Below are 20,537 nucleotides of genomic sequence, written 5' to 3'. Positions count from 1 at the left end.
GAGAGAGCAATGCCCCGACCGCCGCGGAAGCAGCCAATCTAGTCAAGGACCGGACCGAAGGACAAGCCCGTTTCTCGCCGAATATCCGCATCAGCGCCCAAAGCGGGCGACAATCACGCTTTCTTCATCACCCAAATACCCAAAAGACGGGGCAATCAGGCTCAGGCCTCGATGAATTCGCGCACGAAATCGGTCTCGGGCCGGGCGCGGATGTCTTGCGGGCGGCCGATTTGCTCGATCCGGCCCATCGACATGACGACAACCAGATCGGCCAATTCCATCGCCTCTTCCTGATCATGGGTCACGAAGATCGAGGTCAGCCCGGTCGTGTCATGGATCTCGCGCAGGCCCTGACGCAGCTCCTTGCGCACGCGCGCATCCAAAGCGCCGAAAGGCTCGTCGAGAAGCAGCATCCGCGGCTCGATCGCCAGCGCACGGGCCAGAGCCACGCGCTGCCGCTGTCCGCCCGAAAGCTGGCTCGGATAGCGCGCGCCGATATCGGGCAGCTGAATGAGATCAAGCAGATGACGCACGCGCCGATCGATCTCGGCATTGGTCGGACGGGTCTTGCGCGGGCGGGCGCGCAGCCCATAGGCGATATTTTCAAAGACCGTCATATGGCGAAAGAGCGCGTAGCTCTGGAAGACAAAGCCCGCGCGGCGCTCTTGCACCGTGAGCCCGGTCGCATCCTGCCCGTCAAAGAGCACGCGCCCCGAGGTCGGATACTCCAGACCGCCCAGAATGCGCAGGAGCGTCGTCTTGCCCGAGCCCGAGGGCCCCAGAAGCGCCACCAAAGCGCCCGAGGGGATTTGCAGGCTGACCGGATGAAGCGCCGAAGTTGCGCCGAAGGCTTTTGCGATTTCGTCGATTTCAATATGCATATTCACACCCTTCATCTGGCCTTAGTGGCGGCGGGAGGTGGCAAGCTGGTCGGCATAGCGCCATTCCAGAAGTGTCTTGAGGATCAGCGTCACCAAAGCCAGCGCGGCAAGCACGCCCGCCATGGAAAAGGCCGCAACCGAAAGGAATTCGTTATAGGCCATCTCGATCGCGATCGGCATGGTCGCGGTGACGCCGCGGATCTTGCCCGACACGACCGCGACCGCGCCGAATTCGCCCATGGCGCGCGCATTGCTCAGAAGCACGCCGTAAAGCAGCGCCCATTTGATATTCGGCAAGGTCACCGTCAGGAAGATGCGCCAGCCCGACGCGCCAAGCGTCAGCGCGGCCTCTTCCTCTGTCTTGCCCTGCTCGACCATGACCGGGATGAGCTCGCGCGCGACGAAGGGGAAGGTCACGAACATCGAGGCCAGCACGATGCCCGGCAGCGCGAAGATGATCGGAAAGCCCTGCGCGACCAGCCAGCCGCCCAGCAGGCTGTTGGCGCCGAAGAGCAAGACCAGCGACAGGCCCGCCACCACCGGCGAGACCGAGAACGGCAGGTCGATCAGCGTGATCAGGAAGGCTTTGCCCTTGAAGTCGAATTTCGTGATCGTCCAGGCCGCAGCCACGCCAAAAACCGCATTCAGCGGCACGGTGATCGCCGCGACCAAGAGCGTCAGGCGCACGGCCGAGCGGGCGTCGGGCTGGGACAAAGAGGCGATGGCGGCTTGGGTGCCCTTGGCCAAAGCCTCGGCAAAGACCACCAGCAGCGGCGCGACGACCAGCACCGCCAGCAGAAACAGCGAGACCACGATCAGGGTGATCCGCACCGGACGGCTCTCATTGGTGACGGGGCGCCAGCGGCGCGGGGGCGCACTCGTGCCGGATTGGAATGAAGTCTCAGACATGGCCAATCCTCCGGCGGCTCCAGATTTGGATAAGGTTGATCACCAGCAGCATCGAGAAGGAAATCAGCAGCATGGCGATGCCGATGGCCGAAGCGGCGGCATAATCGAATTCTTCAAGCCGGATCACGATCAGCAAAGGCGCGATCTCGGTCTTCATGGGAATATTGCCCGCGATAAAGATGACCGAGCCATATTCGCCCACCGCCCGCGCTAGCGACAGCGCAAAGCCGGTCAGCGCGGCAGGCGCCAGCGCCGGCAGGATGACCCGGCGGATCGTATAGGCGCGCCCCGCGCCAAGCGTCGCCGAAGCCTCTTCGACCTCGCGCTCGATCTCGGCAATGACGGGCTGGACGGTGCGCACGACGAAGGGCAGGCCAACGAAGATCAGCGCGATCAGGATGCCCCATTGCGTATAGGCGATCTTGCCCGAAAAATGCAGCCCAAAGGGCCCCAGAAGCGTATTGCCAAGCGGGGCCAGATAGTCGCGCGAAAAGGCTCCGAAGACCCCTTTCGGCGCGTAAAGCGTCGTCAGCGCAATGCCGGCGACGGCGGTGGGCAAGGCGAAAGGCAGATCGACGATGGCATCGACCACCCGGCGGCCCGGAAACTCATAGCGCGCCAGCACCCAGGCCAGCACCACCCCGAAGACGAGATTGAACAGCGCCGCGAACAGCGAGATCCGGAACGACAGGTAAAGCGCCGCCCAGACCCGCTCGGTGTTGACGACCCGCCAGACTTCGCCGGGTCCGAAGCTGAAGCCGTAAGTGAGAAGCGCCGCGATCGGCAAGAGCACCACCAAAGACAGCATTGTCAGGGTGATGCCCATGCCGAGCCCGAAGCCCGGCATGGGAGATTTGTTGACGAGCGCGCGCATCAGGCTTCCCTCTTACTTCGCGGTATAGATCTGGTCGAAGGTGCCACCGTCGGCGAAATGCTCGGCCTGCGCTTTCTTCCAGCCGCCGAAATCGGCGATGGTCACGAGATCGAGTTTCGGGAAGCGGGCAACATCAGCCGGATCGGCTTTAGAGGTATCCCAACCGCGGTAGAAGTTCTTCCAGATGATGGCCTGCCCCTCGGGCGAATACAGGAAGTCGAGATAGGCCTTGGCCAGCTCGCCCTGCCCTTCCGAGGTGATGTTCTTGTCGACGACCGCGACCGGGGGCTCGGTCAGGATCGAAAGCGAGGGCGTCACGATATCGAACTGATCATCGCCCAGCTCTTGCAGCGACAGATAGGCCTCGTTTTCCCAAGCGAGCAGCACATCGCCCATCCCGCGTTGGGTGAAGGTCGTGGTCGCGCCGCGCGCACCGCTGTCGAGCACCGGCACATGCGAGAACAGCTCTTTCATGAATTCCTTGGGGTCCTTGCCGTTCTTTTCGGCCCAGGCCCAGGCGGCCAGATAGTTCCAGCGCGCGCCACCCGAGGTTTTCGGGTTCGGCGTAATGACTTCGACATCATCGCGCACCAGATCGCTCCAATCCTTGATCCCCTTCGGGTTGCCCTCGCGGACAAGGAAGACGATCGTCGAGGTATAGGGCGACGAGTTATGCGGCAGACGGGATTGCCAGTCTTCGGCCAGAAGGCCCTTTTCGGCGATCTTGTCGATATCGGCACCCAGCGCGAGCGTCACCACCTGCGCCTTGAGCCCGTCGATGACGGCACGCGCCTGCGAGCCCGAGCCACCATGCGAGGATTCAAGCTTCGGCGCCTCATGGCCCTCAGCAACCCATTTCGCGGAAAAGGCTTCGTTCACCGCGCGGTAAAGCTCGCGGGTCGGGTCATAGCTGACATTGAGCAGCGATTCGGCGCTGGCGATCTGGGGGCCGAAACCCAGCGAAATGGCGGTCACAACCGCCGCGACGATCCGACGCATCGGGCGGGCCGAAGAGGCGTGAGGCGCACAAACGCGCGCGGCCGGAACGGCAGTACCAGAGAGGCGAGCAAAACGGATCATGTCGGTCTTCCTTCCTGTTATCGGGGCCTGTCCTTTGCGGCGCTCCCCGTTACGGCAAAAATATCGACTGAGTTACTCGCATTTCGCAAGAAAAAAATTACGCTAAAGATTGTCGTGTTTACGCTGTTTTCGTTTTTCTGTCCAGACTGGGATATTTTCCCGGCCTCCAGCAATCGAACCGCAACGAAATTCCCGCAGGCCTTGCGAATCATCGGCTTTCACGACGGATCTTCCGATGCGAATCAACCGCGCCGCCCCAAAGGGACGGCGCAAAAATCTTCTCTTCCGAGTCGCTGTCAGGGAAAATTCCGGTTTCGCCTTGCCGCTGGGTCAAATCCCGGTCCGCCCGGCGTTCCGATCAAAGCTATTCAGAGATGAGGCTGTCCTCAGCCTTTTGGGCGAGGGCTTCTGCCCGGGCCGCCAGTTCGGCAAAGGCATCGGCCAGATCCTGCGGCACGGCGGGAACCTCGACCTTCTGCGGGTTCGACTTGAGCCGGGCCAACTCGCGCTCGGCGGCATTGGCGCGATCTTCAAGCGCCGAGGTCCGGTCGGCCAGCATCAGCCCGGCCAGAAGCAGAAGACGTGGCTCGGGCATCCGCCCGGCCTGAGACAGAATCTGCTGCGCCTCGGTATCAAGCATTCCGGCCGCGCGCTTGAGCAGCCGCTCTTCGCCCTCTTGGCAAGAGAGCGTATATTGCTTGTGCCCGATGGTGAAATCGACTTCGGCCATGCTCAGCCCTCCTTCTCGGTCACGGCTTCGGCGGGGCTGGGGGCGGCACCGCGCTCTTTGGCGGGCGTTGTCCCGAGCATCCGGTCAAGCGAATCGATGATTTCGGCGACCTTGCCGATCTCGGCCGAGCGCGCCGCGCGCAAGGCGCGGATCTCGGCCTCAAGGCTCGCCCGCGCCTCATCCGGCCCTGCCCCGCCGCTGTCCGAGCGGGCAAGCAAGCTGCGGTTGGCCTCGGCCAAAGCCTCATTCGCGCCCGCCAATGCGGCTGCCTGCTCGCTGACCTCGGTCAGACGTTGCTGGCTGTCGGCGAGACGCAACAGCATGGCGTCATGCTTGGCATAGACCTCTTTGATCTCGGCACTGAGCCGCTGGTTTTCGGCCTGAAGCGCCGCCGCGCCCTCATCAGCCGGGGTTTCACGCAGGGTTTCTGGCGCTGCGCCAGAGGCTGCGTTGGCGGCGGAAGGCGCGCCGCGCCCTGCGGCGGCACGTTCGATCGTGTAATCGATCCGGTCGAGCGCCGCGATCAGACGCTTCTCGCTGGCGGTCAGGTTGCCGATCATGGGTCTGCATCCTTTTCAGATAGTCCTCAACTTTTTGGCATTCCAAATCCCCCGTGACAAGGACGCGATACCCGAAGCCCCGGATTTCCCATGAAATCGGCGCGGATCGGCCTGCTTTTCAGCCTCGAATTCGCAGCCTATAAGGTGGCCTGACCCAAGTCGGGCCTGGAAAGGGACAGAAGATGCGCAGTGTCACGATCACCCGCAAGACGGCCGAAACCGAAATCGAGGTCTCGCTTAATCTCGATGGCTCCGGCGCTTACGAGAACCGGACCGGCATCGGCTTCTTCGATCACATGCTCGACCAGCTCGCGCGGCACTCGCTGATCGACCTCAAGGTCACGGCCAAGGGCGATCTGCATATCGACGACCACCACACCGTCGAGGATGTGGGCATCACCATCGGGCAGGCGCTGGTCAAGGCGCTTGGCGACAAGCGCGGCATCCGCCGCTATGGCGCGTTCCATCTGGCGATGGACGACAGCCAGATCCGCACAGCGCTGGATCTGTCGGCGCGGCCCTTCCTGATCTGGAATGTCGATTTCCCGACCCAGAAGATCGGCGCCTTCGACACCGAATTGGTGCGCGAATTCTTTCAGGCTTTGTCGACCCATGGCGGGATCACGCTGCATGTCGACAAGCTGCACGGGTTCAACAGCCACCATATCGCCGAGGCCACCTTCAAATCGGTGGCCCGCGCGCTGCGTGAAGCAGTCGAGCCCGATCCGCGCATGGCGGGCGTGCTGCCCTCGACCAAGGGCGCGCTCTGATGCGGGTGGCTTTGGTCGATTATGAAAGCGGCAACCTCCATTCGGCGGCCAAGGCGCTGAAGCTTGCGGGCATGGCGGCCGGGGTTGAGGTCGATCTGACCTCGGATCCCGAGGTCGTGGCCCGGGCCGAACGGATCGTCCTGCCCGGCGACGGCGCCTTCCCGGCCTGCCGCGACGCTTTGGCCGCGGTGCCCGGGATGATCGAGGCGCTTGAAGATGCCGTGCTCGCGCGCGCCGTGCCCTTTCTGGGGATCTGCGTGGGCATGCAGATGCTCGCGGAAACCGGCCAAGAATATCGCCCGACGCCGGGTCTCGGCTGGATCGGCGGCGAGGTCGTGGCGATCGAAGCGCCGGGTCTGAAGGTGCCGCATATGGGCTGGAATGATCTTCAGATCCACCGCCCGCATCCGGTGCTGGAAGGCGTCTCGGGCGGCGATCACGCCTATTTCGTCCATAGCTGGCAATTCCGCGTCACCGACCCCGCGCATCTGATTGCGACAGTGGATTACGGCGGACCAGTGACGGCGATTGTCGGGCGCGACAATATTCTGGGCATGCAGTTCCACCCCGAAAAATCCCAAGCCGTCGGGCTGCGACTGATCGAGAACTTCCTGCGCTGGAAGCCCTAATGGTCGAAGCCGGGGGCTTTGCGCCCCCGGACCCCCGCAGGATATTTCCGCATGAAAGACGGGGCGGGAGCGGCTCGGGCGGGTTTGTTATTTCACTTTGGTCCAGACCTGGGTCCGGCAGAAAATCGCGACGCAGCCCGACACATTCAGGGTTTTGCCGCTGAGGCTCATTTTCGATTTATAGGTCTTGCCCGAGCCCGGATCCCAGATCGTCCCGCCCGAAAAGCTGCCGTCGCCATTGTCGGTCATATTCGCGACGATGTTCTTTCCGGTATTGGGCGAGTTGATTTCCTTGCCGCTTTTGTCGAAGGAGCGCACCAGTGTGCCGCAGTATTTGCCGCCGCAATCGTAGAACTCCACCATGCCGAGATGGCCTTCGTCATTGGCTTGCGTCTGAAAGATGCCGCTGATGCCCTGTGCCTGTTGTGCCTGTACGGCAAGCGTCGATATGGCGACAAGCGCGGCGGCGGTGATGATCTTCATATGGTCCTCCTCTGGCCCTTCCGCTTTGAGGATCGGCAGGTCCGGGGTTGCGATCAAGCGTGACGTGAGGTTCGGCGCCTGTGGTCTCGGGTCAAAGGCGGGGTTTCTGATCGGGGCGCGATATGGCAAAGGGACGACAACGGTGGGCCGGCGGTCCCCGAGATGGGCATTCAGGAGTGATGCGATGATCCTTTACCCCGCGATCGACCTCAAGGACGGCAATTGCGTGCGGCTTTTGCGCGGCGAGATGGAGGCGGCGACGGTCTTTGGGACCGATCCGGCGGCTCAGGCCAAGGCTTTCGAGGATGCGGGCGCGGAGTGGATCCATCTGGTCGATCTGAACGGGGCCTTCGCCGGGCATCCGGTCAATGCCGCCGCCGTCGAGGCGATTCTGGCGGCGATCTCGGTTCCGGCGCAATTGGGCGGCGGCATTCGCGACATGGCCACGATCGAGGCCTGGATTGCGCGCGGGTTGAGCCGGGTCATTCTGGGCACGGTTGCCGTCGAGGAGCCCGCTTTGGTGCGCGAGGCTGCCATGGCCTTTCCGGGCAAGATCGCCGTCGGCATCGATGCGCGCAAGGGCCGCGTCGCGACGCGCGGCTGGGCGGAGGAGACCGATGTCATGGTCACCGATCTGGCCAAGCGCTTCGAGGATGCCGGGGTGGCTGCGATCATCTACACCGACATCGACCGCGACGGCGCGATGCAGGGCCCGAATATCGCCGCGACCGAGGCTTTGGCGCGGGCGGTCAATATTCCGGTGATCGCTTCGGGGGGTGTCTCCTCGATGGCCGATCTTGAGGCTCTGAAGGCGACCGGGGTGATTGCCGGGGCGATTTCGGGCCGCGCGCTTTACGACGGCGCGATTGATCTTCATGCTGCGTTGAGGGCTTTGGCCGCTTGATCGCAGGAGAAGGAGAGACGCCGTGACCATGATCGTGATCTCTCCGCTGCTTTTGCTGCTCGCGCGGTTTTTCTGCCGCGATCTTTTGGTGCGACGGCTGCTCATGGTCATGGCTCTGCTGATGGTGGGGCTGATGCTTTTGGTCCTCGCCATCGGCTTTGGGCTGATCGGCTATTGCGGGCCGCTGGTTGATGCCTTCACGCTGAACTGCACAGATCCGACCGGCGGCGGGGTCGCCACGGTCGTCATCCTGCTTTTGCTCGGCACCGGAATGCTGCCGCTGATTACGCTGCTGACGCTGGCGGTTGCCGCCGTCATCGAGATCCGCGCCCGGCGACAGGCCCCACCCGGCGCCGCGCCCACTTCCCCCGGCGGCAACAAGGGGATAGATCGCGGCTGAGACTGCGACGGACAGGAGGCTCCATGCTGAAGACCCGCATCATTCCCTGCCTTGATGTTGCCGATGGCCGCGTGGTCAAGGGCGTCAATTTCGTCGATCTGATCGATGCGGGTGATCCGGTCGAGGCCGCGCGCGCCTATGATGCCGCCGGCGCCGACGAGTTGTGCTTTCTCGACATCCACGCGACCCATGAGAACCGCGGCACGATGTTCGATCTGGTCACCCGCACCGCCGAGCAATGTTTCATCCCGCTGACCGTGGGCGGCGGCGTGCGCAGCCATCACGATGTCCGCGATCTGCTGCTTGCCGGGGCCGACAAGGTCAGCTTCAATTCGGCCGCTGTCGCCAATCCCGATGTCATCGCGGAAGCCGCCGACCGCTTTGGCAGCCAATGCATCGTCTGCGCCATCGACGCCAAGACCGTCGCGCCCGGCAAATGGGAGATCTTCACCCATGGCGGGCGCAAGGAGACCGGCATTGACGCCGTCGAATTCGCGCGTCTGGTCGCGTCCAAAGGCGCGGGCGAGATCCTTTTGACCAGCATGGACCGCGACGGCACCCGGGCGGGGTTCAATATCCCGCTGACCCGCGCGATTGCCGATGCGGTGACGATTCCGGTCATCGCCTCGGGTGGGGTCGGCACGCTCGACCATCTTGTCGAGGGCGTGACCGAGGGCCATGCGAGCGCCGTTCTCGCCGCCTCGATCTTCCATTTCGGCACCTATACCGTCGCCGAGGCCAAGGCCCATATGGCCGCCGCCGGCATTCCGATGAGGCTTGCATGACCGAGACTGCGCTGACCCGTTTGGCCGAGACCGTTGCCGCCCGGCGCGGGGCCGATCCTTCGGAAAGCTGGACCGCCCAGCTTCTCGCCAAGGGTCCCGAGAAATGCGCCGAGAAATTCGGCGAAGAGGCCGTCGAGGCGATCATCGAGGCGGTGAAGGGCGACCGCGCCCGGCTGACCTCGGAGGCGGCGGATGTGCTTTATCACCTCATCGTCATGCTGACGGCGCGCGATGTCTCGCTTGAGGAAGTTCTGGCCGAGCTCGAACGGCGTGAAGGCCGCTCGGGCATCGACGAAAAGGCCGGGCGCCGCTAAAGGCGCAGCGCGGCCAGCGGGTCACTCCGGGTTTTTCAGGCGGTAACGCATCCCCATTTCCGGGGTCCGTCCCGCGCTATGGATCATCGCGGGCCCCTCGAAGGCAAAGCCTGCGCGTTCGAGCAGGCGGACCGAGGCGGCATTGCCCGGAACCACATCGCCCAGAATCGCCTGAACCCCGTAGCGGTCGAAGATCTCGGCGCAAAAGGCCGGAACGACCTCGGAGGCAAAGCCCAGCCCGGTGACTTCAGGCGCGAGGCAGAAATACAAAAGCGCCTCGGGGCCCGGGCCGATGCCGATCATGCCGATCGCGCGATCCTCGACCATGATCCGGGCCGAAAACGGCAAGCCCCCAGCAAAGGGATGGATCATCCGGGCAAAGCTTTCAAAGCCAAGCCCGGCATGAAGCGGCCCCTGCATACACAGGACCGCGCGCCGCGACGCCAGATCGTATAGATCCTCGGCATCCTCGGGGCGCGCGCCCTCGACCCGACAGCGCGCGGTGCGCAGGCGGAACGGTTGCGCCGTGGCGAAATCTTTGCGGCTCAGACGGTGCAGCTCCAGCTCGCCTGGGATCGAGCGCGCCGCCTCGTCCGGCACGAAACCCAGCCGCGCCAGCACCGGGCGCATCGCCAGATTGTCGGCACGGCAACGTGCATGGGCGGTCTCGGCGCCGGTGGCGAAATGGCGCGACAGCGCCAGCATCGAGGCCCGCGTCCCGACGCCACGGCCCTGAAACTTCGGATCGACCCAGCAGCCCAGTTCTGGCCGTGCCAGCACCAGCCCGGCAAAGCCGCCGTTGACAAGGATCGCGAAATCCCCGGCCAGCCCGGTCTCGACCTCTTCGGCCAGAACCGCGTCGCGATCATAGGGAAACGGAAAGGTCTTGAGCCAGGACGAGACGGCCGGGTCCATCAGAGCCACCGAAATCGCCGGTGTATCTGCCGCCCGCGCCCGTCCCAGAGTAATCCGCATCAGCCTGTGACCGGCACGATCCGCACCGCGCCCCCTTCCGCCGAAAGCGCAATCTCGCCCGCCGCCAGCCGCAGCGCATCCTTGCCGAAAACCTCAGCCCGCCAGCCGCTGAGGGCGGGCAGATCGCGCGCGCCCGAGGCGATGGCGTCAAGATCGGCCGAAGAGGCGATCAGCTTCGGCGCGACATCCGCCGCATCCGATTTCGCCTTGAGGAGCACGCGCAAGAGATCGGCCAAAGCGGCATTGCCAGGACGGCCCGGCTCTTCCAGCGTGGCTTTGGGCAGCTCCTTGGCCTCGGTCCCGGCCTTCACGGCAGCCAGAATGCCCGTGGCAATCTCGCCCTTGCGCGCCTCACGCAGCAACAGCCGCGACTTGCCGAGATCGTTTTCATTGAGCGGCCGCGTCGAGGCCAACTCGATCAGCGCATCATCCTTGTAAACGCGCGAGCGCGGCACGTCGTTCTTCTGGGCATAGATCTCGCGAAACCGCGCGAGCTCGCGCACCACCGCCAAAAACCGCGGCGAGCCCGAGCGCGTGCGCACCCGCTCCCAAGCCTCGTCGGGGCGGGTGATATAGGTCTCGGGGTCCAAGAGGACGCCGACCTCTTCTTCGACCCAGGGGCCACGTCCGGTCTTTTGCAGCTGCGCCGAGAGATATTCGTAGATCGCGCGCAGATGGATGACATCGGCGATGGCATAAGCGGCCTGATCCTCGGTCAGCGGGCGGCGCGACCAATCGGTGAACCGGCTCGATTTGTCGAGCGGCTGGCGGGCGATCTTCTTGACCAGCGTCTCATAACCCGCCTGTTCGCCGAAACCGCAGACCATGGCCGCGATCTGGGTGTCAAACAGCGGGTCGGGCAGCACACCGGCATCGTGGTAAAAGATCTCAAGATCCTGACGCGCGGCATGGAAGACCTTGACCGTCGCCTGATGGCGGAAGAGGTCATAAAGCGGCTCAAGCGACATATTCCCGACGATCGGGTCGATCAGCACCGCGCGACCACCGCCGCTGCCGCCCTTGCCGATCCCCGCCGGCGGAAGCGCGGCCTGAATCAGACAAAGCTTCGAGTAATAGGTGCGCTCACGCAGGAACTCGGTGTCGAGCGTGACATAGGGCATCGTCTTCGCCTCGGCGCAGAATGCGGCAAGGGCTTCGGTGGTGGTGATCGTTTCAATCGCTGGTGCGGACATCCGCCTGAGCCTTTCGATATGGGCGGGTCGTCCGCCAATTCTTCTCTGGAATATGACAGTGCAGAAACAGATTTGGCCAACAAACATCAAGTTTGTTGGCGCTCTTCGGTTCCCCGCAACTCTCGGATGCAGAAAGGTGATGATTTATCGCAACAGGAGTGTTGCACAAATGCAAAAGTGGCAAATTCATTCAATTTGCCACGCTCTTTTGCAGGTGATCAGCCGCGCTCGACCGTCAGCGGCTCGATATCCCCTTCGGCCCGCTGCGACTCAAATTCGGCGACAAAGGCCCCGAGTCGCCCCGCAGCAATGGCACCGCGCAGCCCGGCCATCAGCTCCTGGAAGTAGTGCAGATTGTGCCAGGTCAGCAGCATACCCGAAATCATCTCTCCCGAGCGGAAGACATGATGCAGATAGGCGCGCGAATATTGGCTGCAGGCCGGGCAGCTGCAGTGCTCGTCCAGCGGACGCGGGTCGTCGGCATGGCGGGCGTTCTTGATATTGACCTGACCGCGCCGCGTCCAAGCCTGCCCGGTCCGGCCTGAGCGGGAGGGCAGCACGCAATCCATCATATCGACGCCGCGCACGACCGCGCCAACGATATCATCGGGCTTGCCGACGCCCATGAGATAGCGCGGCTTGTCCTCGGGCAGAAAGCCCGGCGCATAATCCAGCACGCCGAACATCGCCTCCTGCCCCTCGCCGACCGCAAGGCCGCCAATGGCATAGCCGTCAAAACCGATCGCCCGCAAAGCCTCAGCCGATTCCTCGCGCAGCTCGCGGGTGACGCCGCCCTGCTGGATCCCGAACAAAGCATGGCCCGGACGATCCCCGAAAGCATCGCGAGACCGCTGCGCCCAGCGCATCGACATCCGCATCGAGGTCGCGACCTCAGCCTCGGTCGCAGGCAGCGCCGGGCATTCGTCGAAACACATCACGATATCAGAGCCAAGCTTGCGCTGGATCTCCATGCTGGTCTCGGGCGAGAGAAAATGCTTCGAGCCGTCAACATGGCTCGAGAAAGTCACGCCCTCTTCGGTCAGCTTGCGCAAGCCCGACAGTGACATGACCTGAAAGCCGCCGGAATCGGTCAGGATCGGGCGCGGCCAGTTCATGAATTTATGCAGGCCCCCCAGACGCTCGATCCGGTCCGCGCCGGGGCGCAGCATCAGATGATAGGTATTGCCCAGCAAGATATCCGCGCCAGTCGCGCGCACCGATTCGGGCATCATCGCCTTGACCGTGGCGGCAGTGCCGACCGGCATGAAGGCAGGGGTGCGGATCTCGCCACGCGGGGTCGAGATCACGCCGGTGCGCGCCTGCCCGTCAACTGCCGAGACCGAGAAAGAGAATTTTGTGCTCATGATGGCGCCTGATAACGCAGCCGCCCGGCGAAATCAAAGCCGAAGACCGCGCTTCTTCATCACCCAAATACCCAAAGGACCGCGCAAGCGGCAAAGACGGCTCAGCTCGCGACCGCGCGCAGCAAATGGGCCCGCACCGGCGGGATCGCGGCGATCTCTAGCCCGGTGAAGACATGGAGCGTGTTCATCTCGGGATCGACGACCGCATGATCCGAGACCCAGCCCCCCATCAGCAGATAGCTGCGCAGCAAGGGCGGCATCGCGGCCATGGCGCGTTTCGGATCAGGTTTGCGGGCACGCAAAGCGCGGGCAAAGCGGAAGACCTGCGGCGCCTTCACGCGCGGCAGCCAGCGCTTGGGCGCAAGATGGCGCTCGCGCAGCATGGCGAAAGCGTCTTCATAGCCCTCGATCGCCGTGCCATGAAAGCTCGAACAGCCAAAGAGCATCCCGACACCGGCATCATCGACATGCCGCGCAAGCCCGCCCCAGGCGAGGCGCAGGATATCGGGATCGTGCCATTCGGGATGGAGGCAGAAGCGCCCGATCTCGGCCATGCGCCCATCATAACCGCGCAAACCGGCAAGGTTGTAATAGCGCGCCGAATAGCTTTGGCCGATATCGGCGCCGCCGGTCAGGGTCAGCATCCGGAAACAGGCCACGAGAACCCCGCTCGCCTGCTCTTCGATCAGAATATGGGTGCAGCGCGCGTCATGGTCGTCGGCATCTAGCCCCGCCTCCTCGCCCGCACCGGAAGCGCCACCAGCCGCGGCGCCGGATTGCGACAAAAAGCACAGCCAGCGCAGGCGCTGCGCGGCAGAGAGATCTGCGGCGGTTTCTGCGACGCGAAGGATATAGCGGCCTTTGCTCATCGGCTTCATGGCGGACCGATCCTTGCTCCTGACGCCCATTTCACGGAAGGGGCATCCGTCTTGTTCCCTACGTCCCTAATCCTATGTTGTAACAGGACCGCAACAGGATAACAGGGGCAACATGTCCGAGAAGATCACCAAGACGGATGCCGAATGGCGCGCCGCGCTTGATCCCGAGACCTACCGGATCACGCGAGAGGCAGGGACCGAGCGGCCTTTTTCCCATCCGGGCTTTCCCAAAGGGCCGGGCCATTACGATTGTGTCTGCTGCGGGGCGCGCCTGTTTGACGGCGATACGAAATTCGAAAGTCATTGCGGCTGGCCCAGCTTCTCGCAGGCGGGCGGCAAGATTGACGAGCTGCGCGATAGCAGTCATGGCATGATCCGGACAGAGGTGCGTTGTCATCGCTGTGACGCCCATCTCGGCCATGTCTTTCCCGATGGACCGCCGCCGACCGGCTTGCGTTACTGCATCAACGGCCTTGCCCTGACCTTCGTGCCGGAGAGCTGATCTCCGGCCGCACCCCAAGACCGGAAGCAAAATGAGACATGACCTCGATCCCGGCGACTGGTGGGCCCTGCCCGCCGGGCCGCAAAATTCGATCTGTGACGTCGCCGGCGTCACCCTTGGCCATTTCACCCGCGACGAAGGGTCGGTTCAGACCGGCTTTACCGCGATCCTTCCCCATCAGGGCAACCTCTTCGCCGATCCGGTGCCTGCCGGCGCGGTGGTGCTGAACGGCTTTGGCAAAAGCGCGGGGCTGATCCAGCTCATCGAGCTTGGCGAGATCGAGACCCCGATTCTTCTGACCAACACCTTTGCGATCGCCGCCGGGACCGAGGCTTTGATCCGCCGCGCCATTGCCGAAAATCCGGCGATCGGACGTTCGACCTCGACGGTCAACGCCCTTGTCTTGGAATGCAACGATGGCCGGGTGAACGACATTCAAGCTTTGGCCCTGCGGCCCTCAGATGCGCAGGCGGCGATTGACGCGGCAAGCCCGAACCCGCCCGAGCAAGGCACCGTTGGCGCAGGGCGGGGCATGAAGACCTTCGGGCTGAATGGCGGCATCGGCTCGGCCTCGCGCCGGGTCGGCGACTACACACTTGCGGCGCTGGTCCTGTCGAACTTCGGCCAGCGGTCGGAACTGCGCGTCCTTGGCCAGCGCGTGCCGCTCTCGGGCGAAGAGACCCGCGACAAGGGCTCGATCATCATCACCTATGCCACCGATGCACCGCTTGATTCGCGCCAGCTCACCCGAATCTCGCGCCGGGCGGCGGCGGGGCTTGGACGGCTGGGCAGCCACCTTGGCCACGGCTCGGGCGATATTGCGCTCGCCTTCACCACGAAGCGCCCGGTCAAGGGCGAGGACGGGCTTTTGACGACGGCGCTGCTGGATGACGACGCGCTTGACCCGTTCTTTCTCGCGGCAGTCGAGACCGTCGAAGAGGCGGTGCTGAATGCGATGTGGCACGCGACGCCCCTGCCCGGGCGCGACGGCAAGCCCGGCGCGAGCCTGCGCGAGATCCTCAAAGGCTGAAGCCCTTAGCGTCCTGCTCTTCGGGGCGGACGCCCCTTGCTGCACTCTTCCGGACCCATTTCCCGGAACTGCGGCGAATGCCCCTGCGTTGACCTAGGCGTTTCACAAAGTGGAACAGCAAGGAAGTCTTCGATGAGCAAACTGACCACGACATCCCGCGATGCTTTGCCCGACAGCGATTTTGCTTTGCCTGGGCGGCGCTATCCGGTCGAAGACGCGGCCCATGCCCGCAATGCCAAGGCCCGCGCTGCGCAAGAGCTGAAATCCGGCCATCTTTCCCCCGAAGAGGCGCGCAAGGTCGATGCCAAGGCCGATGCGGTCCTCAAGAGCAAACCGCCGCGCTGACGCCTCTGCCGCTCATGCATCCGCGACTTGGGCCGCGCGCCACATGACAAAGGCCCGGGTTCTCCCCGGGCCCTTCTCTGTGCCTGTTCTGCGTCGCGCTTGGTCGCAGCTTACTGCTGATCGAGCAACTGCCCTGCCGAGACCCGGCCGAGGCTGCCCATGAGCTGGCGGACGATGCTGACATTCTCGATGCCCGAATCAGTCACGCGGCGCGACAGTTCGACGACGCGGCCATGATCGAGCCCATAGGTCGCGACATTGCTGACGACGCCCTGCGGGGTGAAGCTGATCGCGACGACTCGGCGTTCGATCTCGCGCGGTTCGCGGTAGCCGTAATAATCCCAGCGCGAGCCGACGTAATACCAGGTCGAGCCGGTGAGCACGCCCTGCGCACTGGGGCGACCAATCAGCGAATCAAGTTCGCCCTGCGTGGTCTTGCCGATCTGCACCTGTTGCAGATCCACCTCGGGTGGGACATAGCCATGATTGCGATAAACATGGGTGCATCCGGCCACGGCGAGTGGCAGAACAAGGGCAAGCGCATAGAGATGCCGCCGGAAACTGGTCATATTGATCGTCTGCCCCCTTATCCGCCTGTTGACGCGGTGTGCCCGACTTAGCAAACTCAGCCCCCGCGCTCAAGAATATCCCTAAGCCAATCGGGCTTGTCAGCGAAAGACCGACCCATGACCCGTCAAAACGACAACAACACGCGCCTTCGCGTGGCCCATCTCAATCCCCGCCAGCCGACGGAGTTCCGAATTACCCCGGATGCCGAAGCGCGCAAGGCGCTGGCCGCCGAGCTCGATCTGCTCGATCTGCCCAAACTCGACTTCGCGGGCGCGATCCGCGCCAAGGGCACCGATGCCTGGGAGCTGACCGGTCAGCTGACCGCCCGTGTCGTCCAGCCCTGCGTGGTGACGCTGGCTCCGGTCAAGACCGATCTCAGCGAGCCGGTCCATCGCATCTATTCGCCCCATGCCGCGACGCCCGAGGGCGAAGAGGTTGAAATGCCTGACGAAGAGGTCGATCTGCTTGGCCAGTTCATCGACCTGCGCGCGGTGATGATCGAGGCGCTCGAGCTCGCGCTGCCGCTTTATCCGCGCGCCGCAGGGGCTGAACTTCCCGCCGACGAGGCCGAAGATGCGGATGCCGAGATCCGCCGTCCCTTCGCTGGCCTCGCCGATTTGCTGAAGCAAAAGCAGTAACTCAGCTCGAACGCTGCATCTTGTCCCAATCCGCGACGAGATGCGGCCCGAGGTTCTTCGGCGCGAGCATCCCTTGGCCCAGAATATGATCGGCGGCTTTTTCGCCGGTCATGATCGAAGGCGCGTTGAGGTTGCCATTGGTGATGCGCGGGAAAATCGAGCTATCCGCGACGCGCAGCCCCTCGACCCCGATCACCCGCAGCTCTGGATCAACCACTGCCATCGGATCCGAGGCCGCGCCCATCCGCGCCGTGCCGCAGGGATGGAAGGCTGATTCGGCATGTTCGCGGATGAAGGCGTCGATCTCGGCATCCGAGGTCACATTCTGGCCCGGCTGGATCTCGTGGCCCTTGTATTCAGCAAAGGCGGATTGGTCGAAGATCTCGCGGGTCAGGCGCACGCAGGCGCGGAACTCGGCCCAGTCGCTCTCTTGCGACATGTAGTTGAAGCGAATCTCGGGCGATTCGGCAGCATCTGCGCTTTTCAGCCGCACCGTGCCGCGCGATTTTGAGCGCATCGGCCCGACATGGGCCTGGAAGCCATGGCCCTCGGCTGCGGCCTTGCCGTCATAGCGCACCGCCAGCGGGATGAAGTGATATTGAATATCGGGATATTCCACCCCCGGCGCCGAGCGGATGAAGCCGCAGCTTTCGAACTGGTTCGAGGCGCCAAGCCCCTGCCCGGTCGCCATCCACTGCGCCCCGATCGAGCCTTTGCCCCACAGGTTCCAGTGCTTGTAGAGCGTCACCGGCTGGGTCGCGGTATATTGCATATAGATTTCAAGGTGATCTTGCAGGTTCGAGCCAACGCCCGGACGATCCGCCAGCGGCGTGATGCCATGGGCCTGCAGATGCTCTGCCGGGCCAATCCCCGACAGCATCAGCAGTTTCGGCGTATTGATCGAGCTTGCCGAGACGATGACCTCCTGAGCGGCGGCTATCACCTCGAGCCCGCGGGCATTCTTGATCTCGACCCCGACCGCGCGCTTGCCGTCAAAGACGATTCGGCTGGCCAGACCGCGACGCAGGCGCAGCAGCCCGGTTTTCAGCGCAGGCCGCAGATAGGCATTGGCGGCGGACCAGCGGCGACCTTCCCAGATCGTCGCCTCCATCGCGCCGAAACCTTCCTGCTGCGAGCCGTTGTAATCATCCGTCACCGGATAGCCCGCCTCGCGCCCCGCCCGGATGAAGGCGTTGAAGAGCGGGTTCTTGCGCTGGCCGCGTGTCACATGCAGCGGGCCCTCGGTGCCGCGATAATCGCTGACCGCGCCATGCGAGGTCTCCATGCGGATGAAATAGGGCAGCACATCGGCATAGGACCAGCCATGCGCCCCCGATTCGGCCCAGAAGTCGAAGTCGCGGGCATGGCCGCGCACAAAGACCATGCCGTTGATCGAAGAGGACCCCCCGATCACCTTGCCGCGCGGCGTCACCAGACGGCGATTGCCCAGATGCGGCTCGGGCTCGGAGGAAAAGCCCCAATCATAGCGCGACATATTCATCGGATAGGACAGAGCCGCGGGCATCTGGATGAACGGCCCGATATCCGAGCCGCCGAATTCGATGAGATCGACGCGTTTGCCTGCCTTGACCAGACGATAGGCCAAAGCGCAACCAGCAGAACCGGCACCGATGATGACGTAATCAGCCTTCATTCTGGGCTCCTCAATAGGGCGGCTTCGCCCTCAATAGGGGGATTCGACGGGGCCAAGCCCGACATAGACGGATTTGAGTTGCGAATAATGCTCGATGGCGGCGCGCGAGTTCTCGCGGCCCACCCCCGATTGCTTGACGCCACCGAAAGGCGCCTCGACCGGGGTCAGGTTGTAGGCATTGATCCAGCAGGTTCCGGCTTCAAGCTGGGCGATGACGCGATGTCCGCGCGCCAGATCGCGGGTGAAGACGCCCGCCGCAAGGCCGAAATTCGTGCCATTGGCGCGGGCAATCACCTCGTCCTCATCCTTGAACGTCAGGACAGTCATCACCGGACCGAAGATTTCTTCGCGGGTGATGGTCATGGCATCCGTCGCCTCGGCAAAGACGGTCGGCGGGATGAAGGCGCCGTCGCCCGGACCGCCGCAGACCAGCCGCGCGCCCTCGGCAATCCCGGCCTCGATCGCGGCGCGGATCTTGGCAGCCTGGGCCGCGCTGATGATCGGGCCGTGCTGCGTCGCGGGGTCCAGAGGATCGCCCATCGCCACATCGGCGCAGCGCGCGGCGAGCCGCGCGAGGAAGGCCTCCTTGATGCCCTCCTGCACGAAAACCCGCGTGCCATTCGAGCAGATCTGACCCGAGGAATAGAAATTCGCCAGAATCGCCGCGCCGACCGCATCTTCAAGGCTCGCGTCGTCAAAGACGATCAGGGGCGATTTGCCACCCAGCTCCATCGTGACATGGCGAATCCCTTCGGCCGCAGCGGCATAGACCTTGCGCCCCGTGGGAACCGAGCCGGTCAGCGAGACCTTGGCCACGCGCGGGTCGGTGACCAGTGCCGCCCCCACCGCGCCGCGTCCCTGCACAACGTTGAAGACCCCGGCAGGCAGCCCGGCCTCGACCAGAATCTCGGCCAGTTTCAGGGCACCAAGCGGGGTTTCCTCGCTGGGTTTGAAGACCATGGCATTGCCCATGATCAGCGCGGGCGCCGATTTCCAGCAGGCGATCTGGCTGGGATAGTTCCACGCGCCAATGCCTGCGCAAACGCCCAAAGGCTCGCGAATCGTATAGACGAAATCGCCGCCAAGCGGGATCGATTCGCCGGTCAGCGTCGCGGCGAGACCCGCGAAATATTCGATCGCATCCGCCCCCGAGGGCCAGTCCGCGACTTCGGTTTCCTGAATGGGCTTGCCGGTGTCGAGCGTTTCGAGACGCGCGAGCTCGGCCCCGCGTTCGCGGATGATCGCGGCGGCGCGGGCCAACACGCGGCCGCGCTCGACCGGACGCAGCGCGCCCCAGGCCTTTTGCGCGGCCTCGGCCGATTTGGTGGCCAGCGCCACCTGCTCGGGGCTGGCCTCGCGCAGGGTTGCGATCACCTCGCCCGTATAGGGGTAAAGCACCTTGAGTTCAGGGCCTTCGCCCTCGACATAGGCGCCATTGATGAAAAGGCTCGCCTTGGGCTGAGCGTGAAGCGTCATGCGAGTATCTCCCGGAGAAAGTCTTGGACGATGCGCTCAGCCATCGAGGCATCGGGCTTTTCGGACAAAGCGGCGCGCAGATAGACGCCGTCGATCAGCGCGCCAAGGGTTTCGGCAACATCCTGAGCGCGCTCGGGCACCAGCGGGTTGAGCGCGGTCAGCAGATTCGAGCGCAGCCGGTTGCGATAGACCCGCAAAAGCCGGGCGGCAGCGGGGTCGACCAGCGCCAGCGCATAGAAGTTGAGCCAGGCCGCGACGGTGTTCGTGTCGAAGTTCGGCGTCGCGAAACTCACTGTCACGATGGCGTCGAGCCGGGCGCGCGGGGTGGTCACATCGCGCAGGGCCTCCCGCACGCCATCGCGGTAGGAGGACAAAATCTGCCGCATCGCAGCAAGGAAGATTTTGTCTTTAGAACCAAAGTAATGATGCGCCAGAGCCGAGGACATTCCGGCCTCTCGCGCGATCTGGGCGACGGTCACATCAAGCGATCCGGTGCGCCCCACCATCGTAATCGCGGCGTTGATTAACGCCGCCTTTCGGATAGGCTCGACACCAAGTTTCGGCATTCTGACGACGGTCCCTGAAAAAAATCG

The 20,537-nt window shown here is 63.9% G+C and carries 25 protein-coding genes; 10 read left to right on the top strand and 15 right to left on the bottom strand.

From position 1 onward, the window contains the following. Positions 1-161: 161 nt before the first annotated feature. The 6 genes from JCM7686_RS04360 to JCM7686_RS04335 form a co-directional block, all read right to left on the bottom strand. Entirely contained in the window at positions 162-881 is a 720-nt protein-coding gene (locus JCM7686_RS04360; RefSeq protein ID WP_020949648.1) for a sulfate/molybdate ABC transporter ATP-binding protein, read from the bottom strand. A 21-nt stretch (positions 882-902) separates the two neighbouring features. After that, positions 903-1,790 (bottom strand): sulfate ABC transporter permease subunit CysW, encoded by an 888-nt coding sequence (gene cysW, locus JCM7686_RS04355; RefSeq protein WP_020949647.1) that lies wholly within the window; start codon positions 1,788-1,790, stop codon positions 903-905. After that, positions 1,783-2,664, bottom strand: a complete 882-nt coding sequence (gene cysT, locus JCM7686_RS04350) for a sulfate ABC transporter permease subunit CysT (RefSeq protein WP_020949646.1) — start codon at positions 2,662-2,664, stop codon at positions 1,783-1,785. Before cysT ends, cysW begins: the two co-directional genes overlap by 8 nt. Before the next feature lie 12 nt (positions 2,665-2,676). Continuing rightward, a complete protein-coding gene (locus tag JCM7686_RS04345; RefSeq protein WP_041527586.1) occupies positions 2,677-3,663 on the bottom strand; it encodes a sulfate ABC transporter substrate-binding protein in 987 nt (328 codons plus the stop codon). A gap of 445 nt (positions 3,664-4,108) precedes the next feature. Then, positions 4,109-4,474 (bottom strand): cell division protein ZapA, encoded by a 366-nt coding sequence (locus tag JCM7686_RS04340; RefSeq protein ID WP_020949644.1) that lies wholly within the window; start codon positions 4,472-4,474, stop codon positions 4,109-4,111. A gap of 2 nt (positions 4,475-4,476) precedes the next feature. Continuing rightward, positions 4,477-5,034: a hypothetical protein gene (locus JCM7686_RS04335; RefSeq protein WP_020949643.1), complete on the bottom strand. Its 558-nt coding sequence runs from the start codon at positions 5,032-5,034 to the stop codon at positions 4,477-4,479. 182 nt (positions 5,035-5,216) lie between these two features. On the opposite strand from JCM7686_RS04335, the gene hisB reads away from it, so the two are divergent. Together hisB and hisH are read left to right on the top strand one after the other, a co-directional pair. Beyond that, a complete protein-coding gene (gene hisB / locus JCM7686_RS04330) occupies positions 5,217-5,804 on the top strand; it encodes an imidazoleglycerol-phosphate dehydratase HisB (RefSeq protein ID WP_020949642.1) in 588 nt (195 codons plus the stop codon). Then, positions 5,804-6,433: an imidazole glycerol phosphate synthase subunit HisH gene (hisH, locus tag JCM7686_RS04325; protein WP_020949641.1), complete on the top strand. Its 630-nt coding sequence runs from the start codon at positions 5,804-5,806 to the stop codon at positions 6,431-6,433. The genes hisB and hisH overlap by 1 nt, the downstream gene beginning before the upstream one ends. An 87-nt stretch (positions 6,434-6,520) precedes the next feature. On the opposite strand, the gene JCM7686_RS04320 is transcribed toward hisH, so the two are convergent. Continuing rightward, the gene (locus JCM7686_RS04320) at positions 6,521-6,916 is read right to left on the bottom strand and encodes a DUF2147 domain-containing protein (protein WP_020949640.1); all 396 of its coding nucleotides are present in this window, start codon (positions 6,914-6,916) and stop codon (positions 6,521-6,523) included. Between the two features lie 184 nt (positions 6,917-7,100). Here JCM7686_RS04320 and hisA point away from each other — a divergent pair, with 184 nt between their 5' ends. Genes hisA through JCM7686_RS04300 form a run of 4 tightly spaced genes read left to right on the top strand, consistent with a single transcriptional unit; the run spans position 7,101 to position 9,319 of the window. Further along, positions 7,101-7,820, top strand: a complete 720-nt coding sequence (gene hisA, locus JCM7686_RS04315) for a 1-(5-phosphoribosyl)-5-[(5-phosphoribosylamino)methylideneamino]imidazole-4-carboxamide isomerase (protein WP_020949639.1) — start codon at positions 7,101-7,103, stop codon at positions 7,818-7,820. A 22-nt stretch (positions 7,821-7,842) separates the two neighbouring features. Further along, entirely contained in the window at positions 7,843-8,220 is a 378-nt protein-coding gene (locus tag JCM7686_RS04310) for a hypothetical protein (protein WP_020949638.1), read from the top strand. 23 nt (positions 8,221-8,243) lie between these two features. Beyond that, on the top strand, positions 8,244-9,005 hold the full coding sequence (hisF, locus tag JCM7686_RS04305; RefSeq protein ID WP_020949637.1) for an imidazole glycerol phosphate synthase subunit HisF: 762 nt from the start codon (positions 8,244-8,246) through the stop codon (positions 9,003-9,005). Next, complete coding sequence (locus JCM7686_RS04300) at positions 9,002-9,319, top strand: phosphoribosyl-ATP diphosphatase (protein ID WP_020949636.1); 318 nt, start codon at positions 9,002-9,004, stop codon at positions 9,317-9,319. Before hisF ends, JCM7686_RS04300 begins: the two co-directional genes overlap by 4 nt. Positions 9,320-9,340: 21 nt before the next feature. Here JCM7686_RS04300 and JCM7686_RS23315 read toward each other — a convergent pair whose 3' ends face one another. From JCM7686_RS23315 to JCM7686_RS04280, 4 genes are all read right to left on the bottom strand, one after another. After that, positions 9,341-10,294, bottom strand: a complete 954-nt coding sequence (locus JCM7686_RS23315; protein ID WP_020949635.1) for a GNAT family N-acetyltransferase — start codon at positions 10,292-10,294, stop codon at positions 9,341-9,343. Further along, positions 10,294-11,472: a ribonuclease D gene (gene rnd / locus JCM7686_RS04290; RefSeq protein ID WP_041527583.1), complete on the bottom strand. Its 1,179-nt coding sequence runs from the start codon at positions 11,470-11,472 to the stop codon at positions 10,294-10,296. Before rnd ends, JCM7686_RS23315 begins: the two co-directional genes overlap by 1 nt. Before the next feature lie 233 nt (positions 11,473-11,705). Beyond that, complete coding sequence (tgt, locus tag JCM7686_RS04285) at positions 11,706-12,851, bottom strand: tRNA guanosine(34) transglycosylase Tgt (protein ID WP_020949633.1); 1,146 nt, start codon at positions 12,849-12,851, stop codon at positions 11,706-11,708. A gap of 101 nt (positions 12,852-12,952) precedes the next feature. After that, complete coding sequence (locus JCM7686_RS04280) at positions 12,953-13,729, bottom strand: GNAT family N-acetyltransferase (RefSeq protein ID WP_020949632.1); 777 nt, start codon at positions 13,727-13,729, stop codon at positions 12,953-12,955. A 112-nt stretch (positions 13,730-13,841) separates the two neighbouring features. On the opposite strand from JCM7686_RS04280, the gene msrB reads away from it, so the two are divergent. The 3 genes from msrB to JCM7686_RS04265 all read left to right on the top strand — a co-directional run bounded on the left by msrB (position 13,842) and on the right by JCM7686_RS04265 (position 15,606). Continuing rightward, the gene (gene msrB / locus JCM7686_RS04275; RefSeq protein ID WP_020949631.1) at positions 13,842-14,231 is read left to right on the top strand and encodes a peptide-methionine (R)-S-oxide reductase MsrB; all 390 of its coding nucleotides are present in this window, start codon (positions 13,842-13,844) and stop codon (positions 14,229-14,231) included. A 31-nt stretch (positions 14,232-14,262) separates the two neighbouring features. Next, positions 14,263-15,261, top strand: coding sequence for a DmpA family aminopeptidase (locus JCM7686_RS04270; RefSeq protein WP_020949630.1), 999 nt, complete (start codon positions 14,263-14,265; stop codon positions 15,259-15,261). A gap of 132 nt (positions 15,262-15,393) precedes the next feature. Next, positions 15,394-15,606: a hypothetical protein gene (locus JCM7686_RS04265; RefSeq protein WP_020949629.1), complete on the top strand. Its 213-nt coding sequence runs from the start codon at positions 15,394-15,396 to the stop codon at positions 15,604-15,606. 110 nt (positions 15,607-15,716) lie between these two features. Here JCM7686_RS04265 and JCM7686_RS04260 read toward each other — a convergent pair whose 3' ends face one another. Then, a complete protein-coding gene (locus JCM7686_RS04260; RefSeq protein ID WP_020949628.1) occupies positions 15,717-16,175 on the bottom strand; it encodes an outer membrane protein assembly factor BamE in 459 nt (152 codons plus the stop codon). 117 nt (positions 16,176-16,292) lie between these two features. Between JCM7686_RS04260 and JCM7686_RS04255 the strand changes: the two genes are divergently transcribed. Further along, positions 16,293-16,814 carry a YceD family protein gene (locus JCM7686_RS04255; protein ID WP_020949627.1) on the top strand — a complete coding sequence of 174 codons (522 nt, stop codon included), beginning with the start codon at positions 16,293-16,295 and terminating at the stop codon, positions 16,812-16,814. Position 16,815: 1 nt separating this feature from the next. On the opposite strand, the gene betA is transcribed toward JCM7686_RS04255, so the two are convergent. Genes betA through betI form a run of 3 tightly spaced genes read right to left on the bottom strand, consistent with a single transcriptional unit; the run spans position 16,816 to position 20,510 of the window. After that, the gene (gene betA / locus JCM7686_RS04250) at positions 16,816-18,468 is read right to left on the bottom strand and encodes a choline dehydrogenase (protein ID WP_020949626.1); all 1,653 of its coding nucleotides are present in this window, start codon (positions 18,466-18,468) and stop codon (positions 16,816-16,818) included. Positions 18,469-18,498: 30 nt separating this feature from the next. Beyond that, positions 18,499-19,944: a betaine-aldehyde dehydrogenase gene (betB, locus tag JCM7686_RS04245; RefSeq protein WP_020949625.1), complete on the bottom strand. Its 1,446-nt coding sequence runs from the start codon at positions 19,942-19,944 to the stop codon at positions 18,499-18,501. Then, positions 19,941-20,510: a choline-binding transcriptional repressor BetI gene (gene betI, locus JCM7686_RS04240; RefSeq protein ID WP_020949624.1), complete on the bottom strand. Its 570-nt coding sequence runs from the start codon at positions 20,508-20,510 to the stop codon at positions 19,941-19,943. Before betI ends, betB begins: the two co-directional genes overlap by 4 nt. Between the last annotated feature and the right edge of the window lie 27 nt (positions 20,511-20,537).

This window comes from Paracoccus aminophilus JCM 7686, from assembly GCF_000444995.1.
In the GTDB taxonomy this organism is placed as follows: Bacteria; Pseudomonadota; Alphaproteobacteria; order Rhodobacterales; family Rhodobacteraceae; genus Paracoccus; species Paracoccus aminophilus.
The sequence above is the reverse complement of the archived record's forward strand: the minus strand, read 5'-3'. Positions and strand labels throughout refer to the sequence as shown.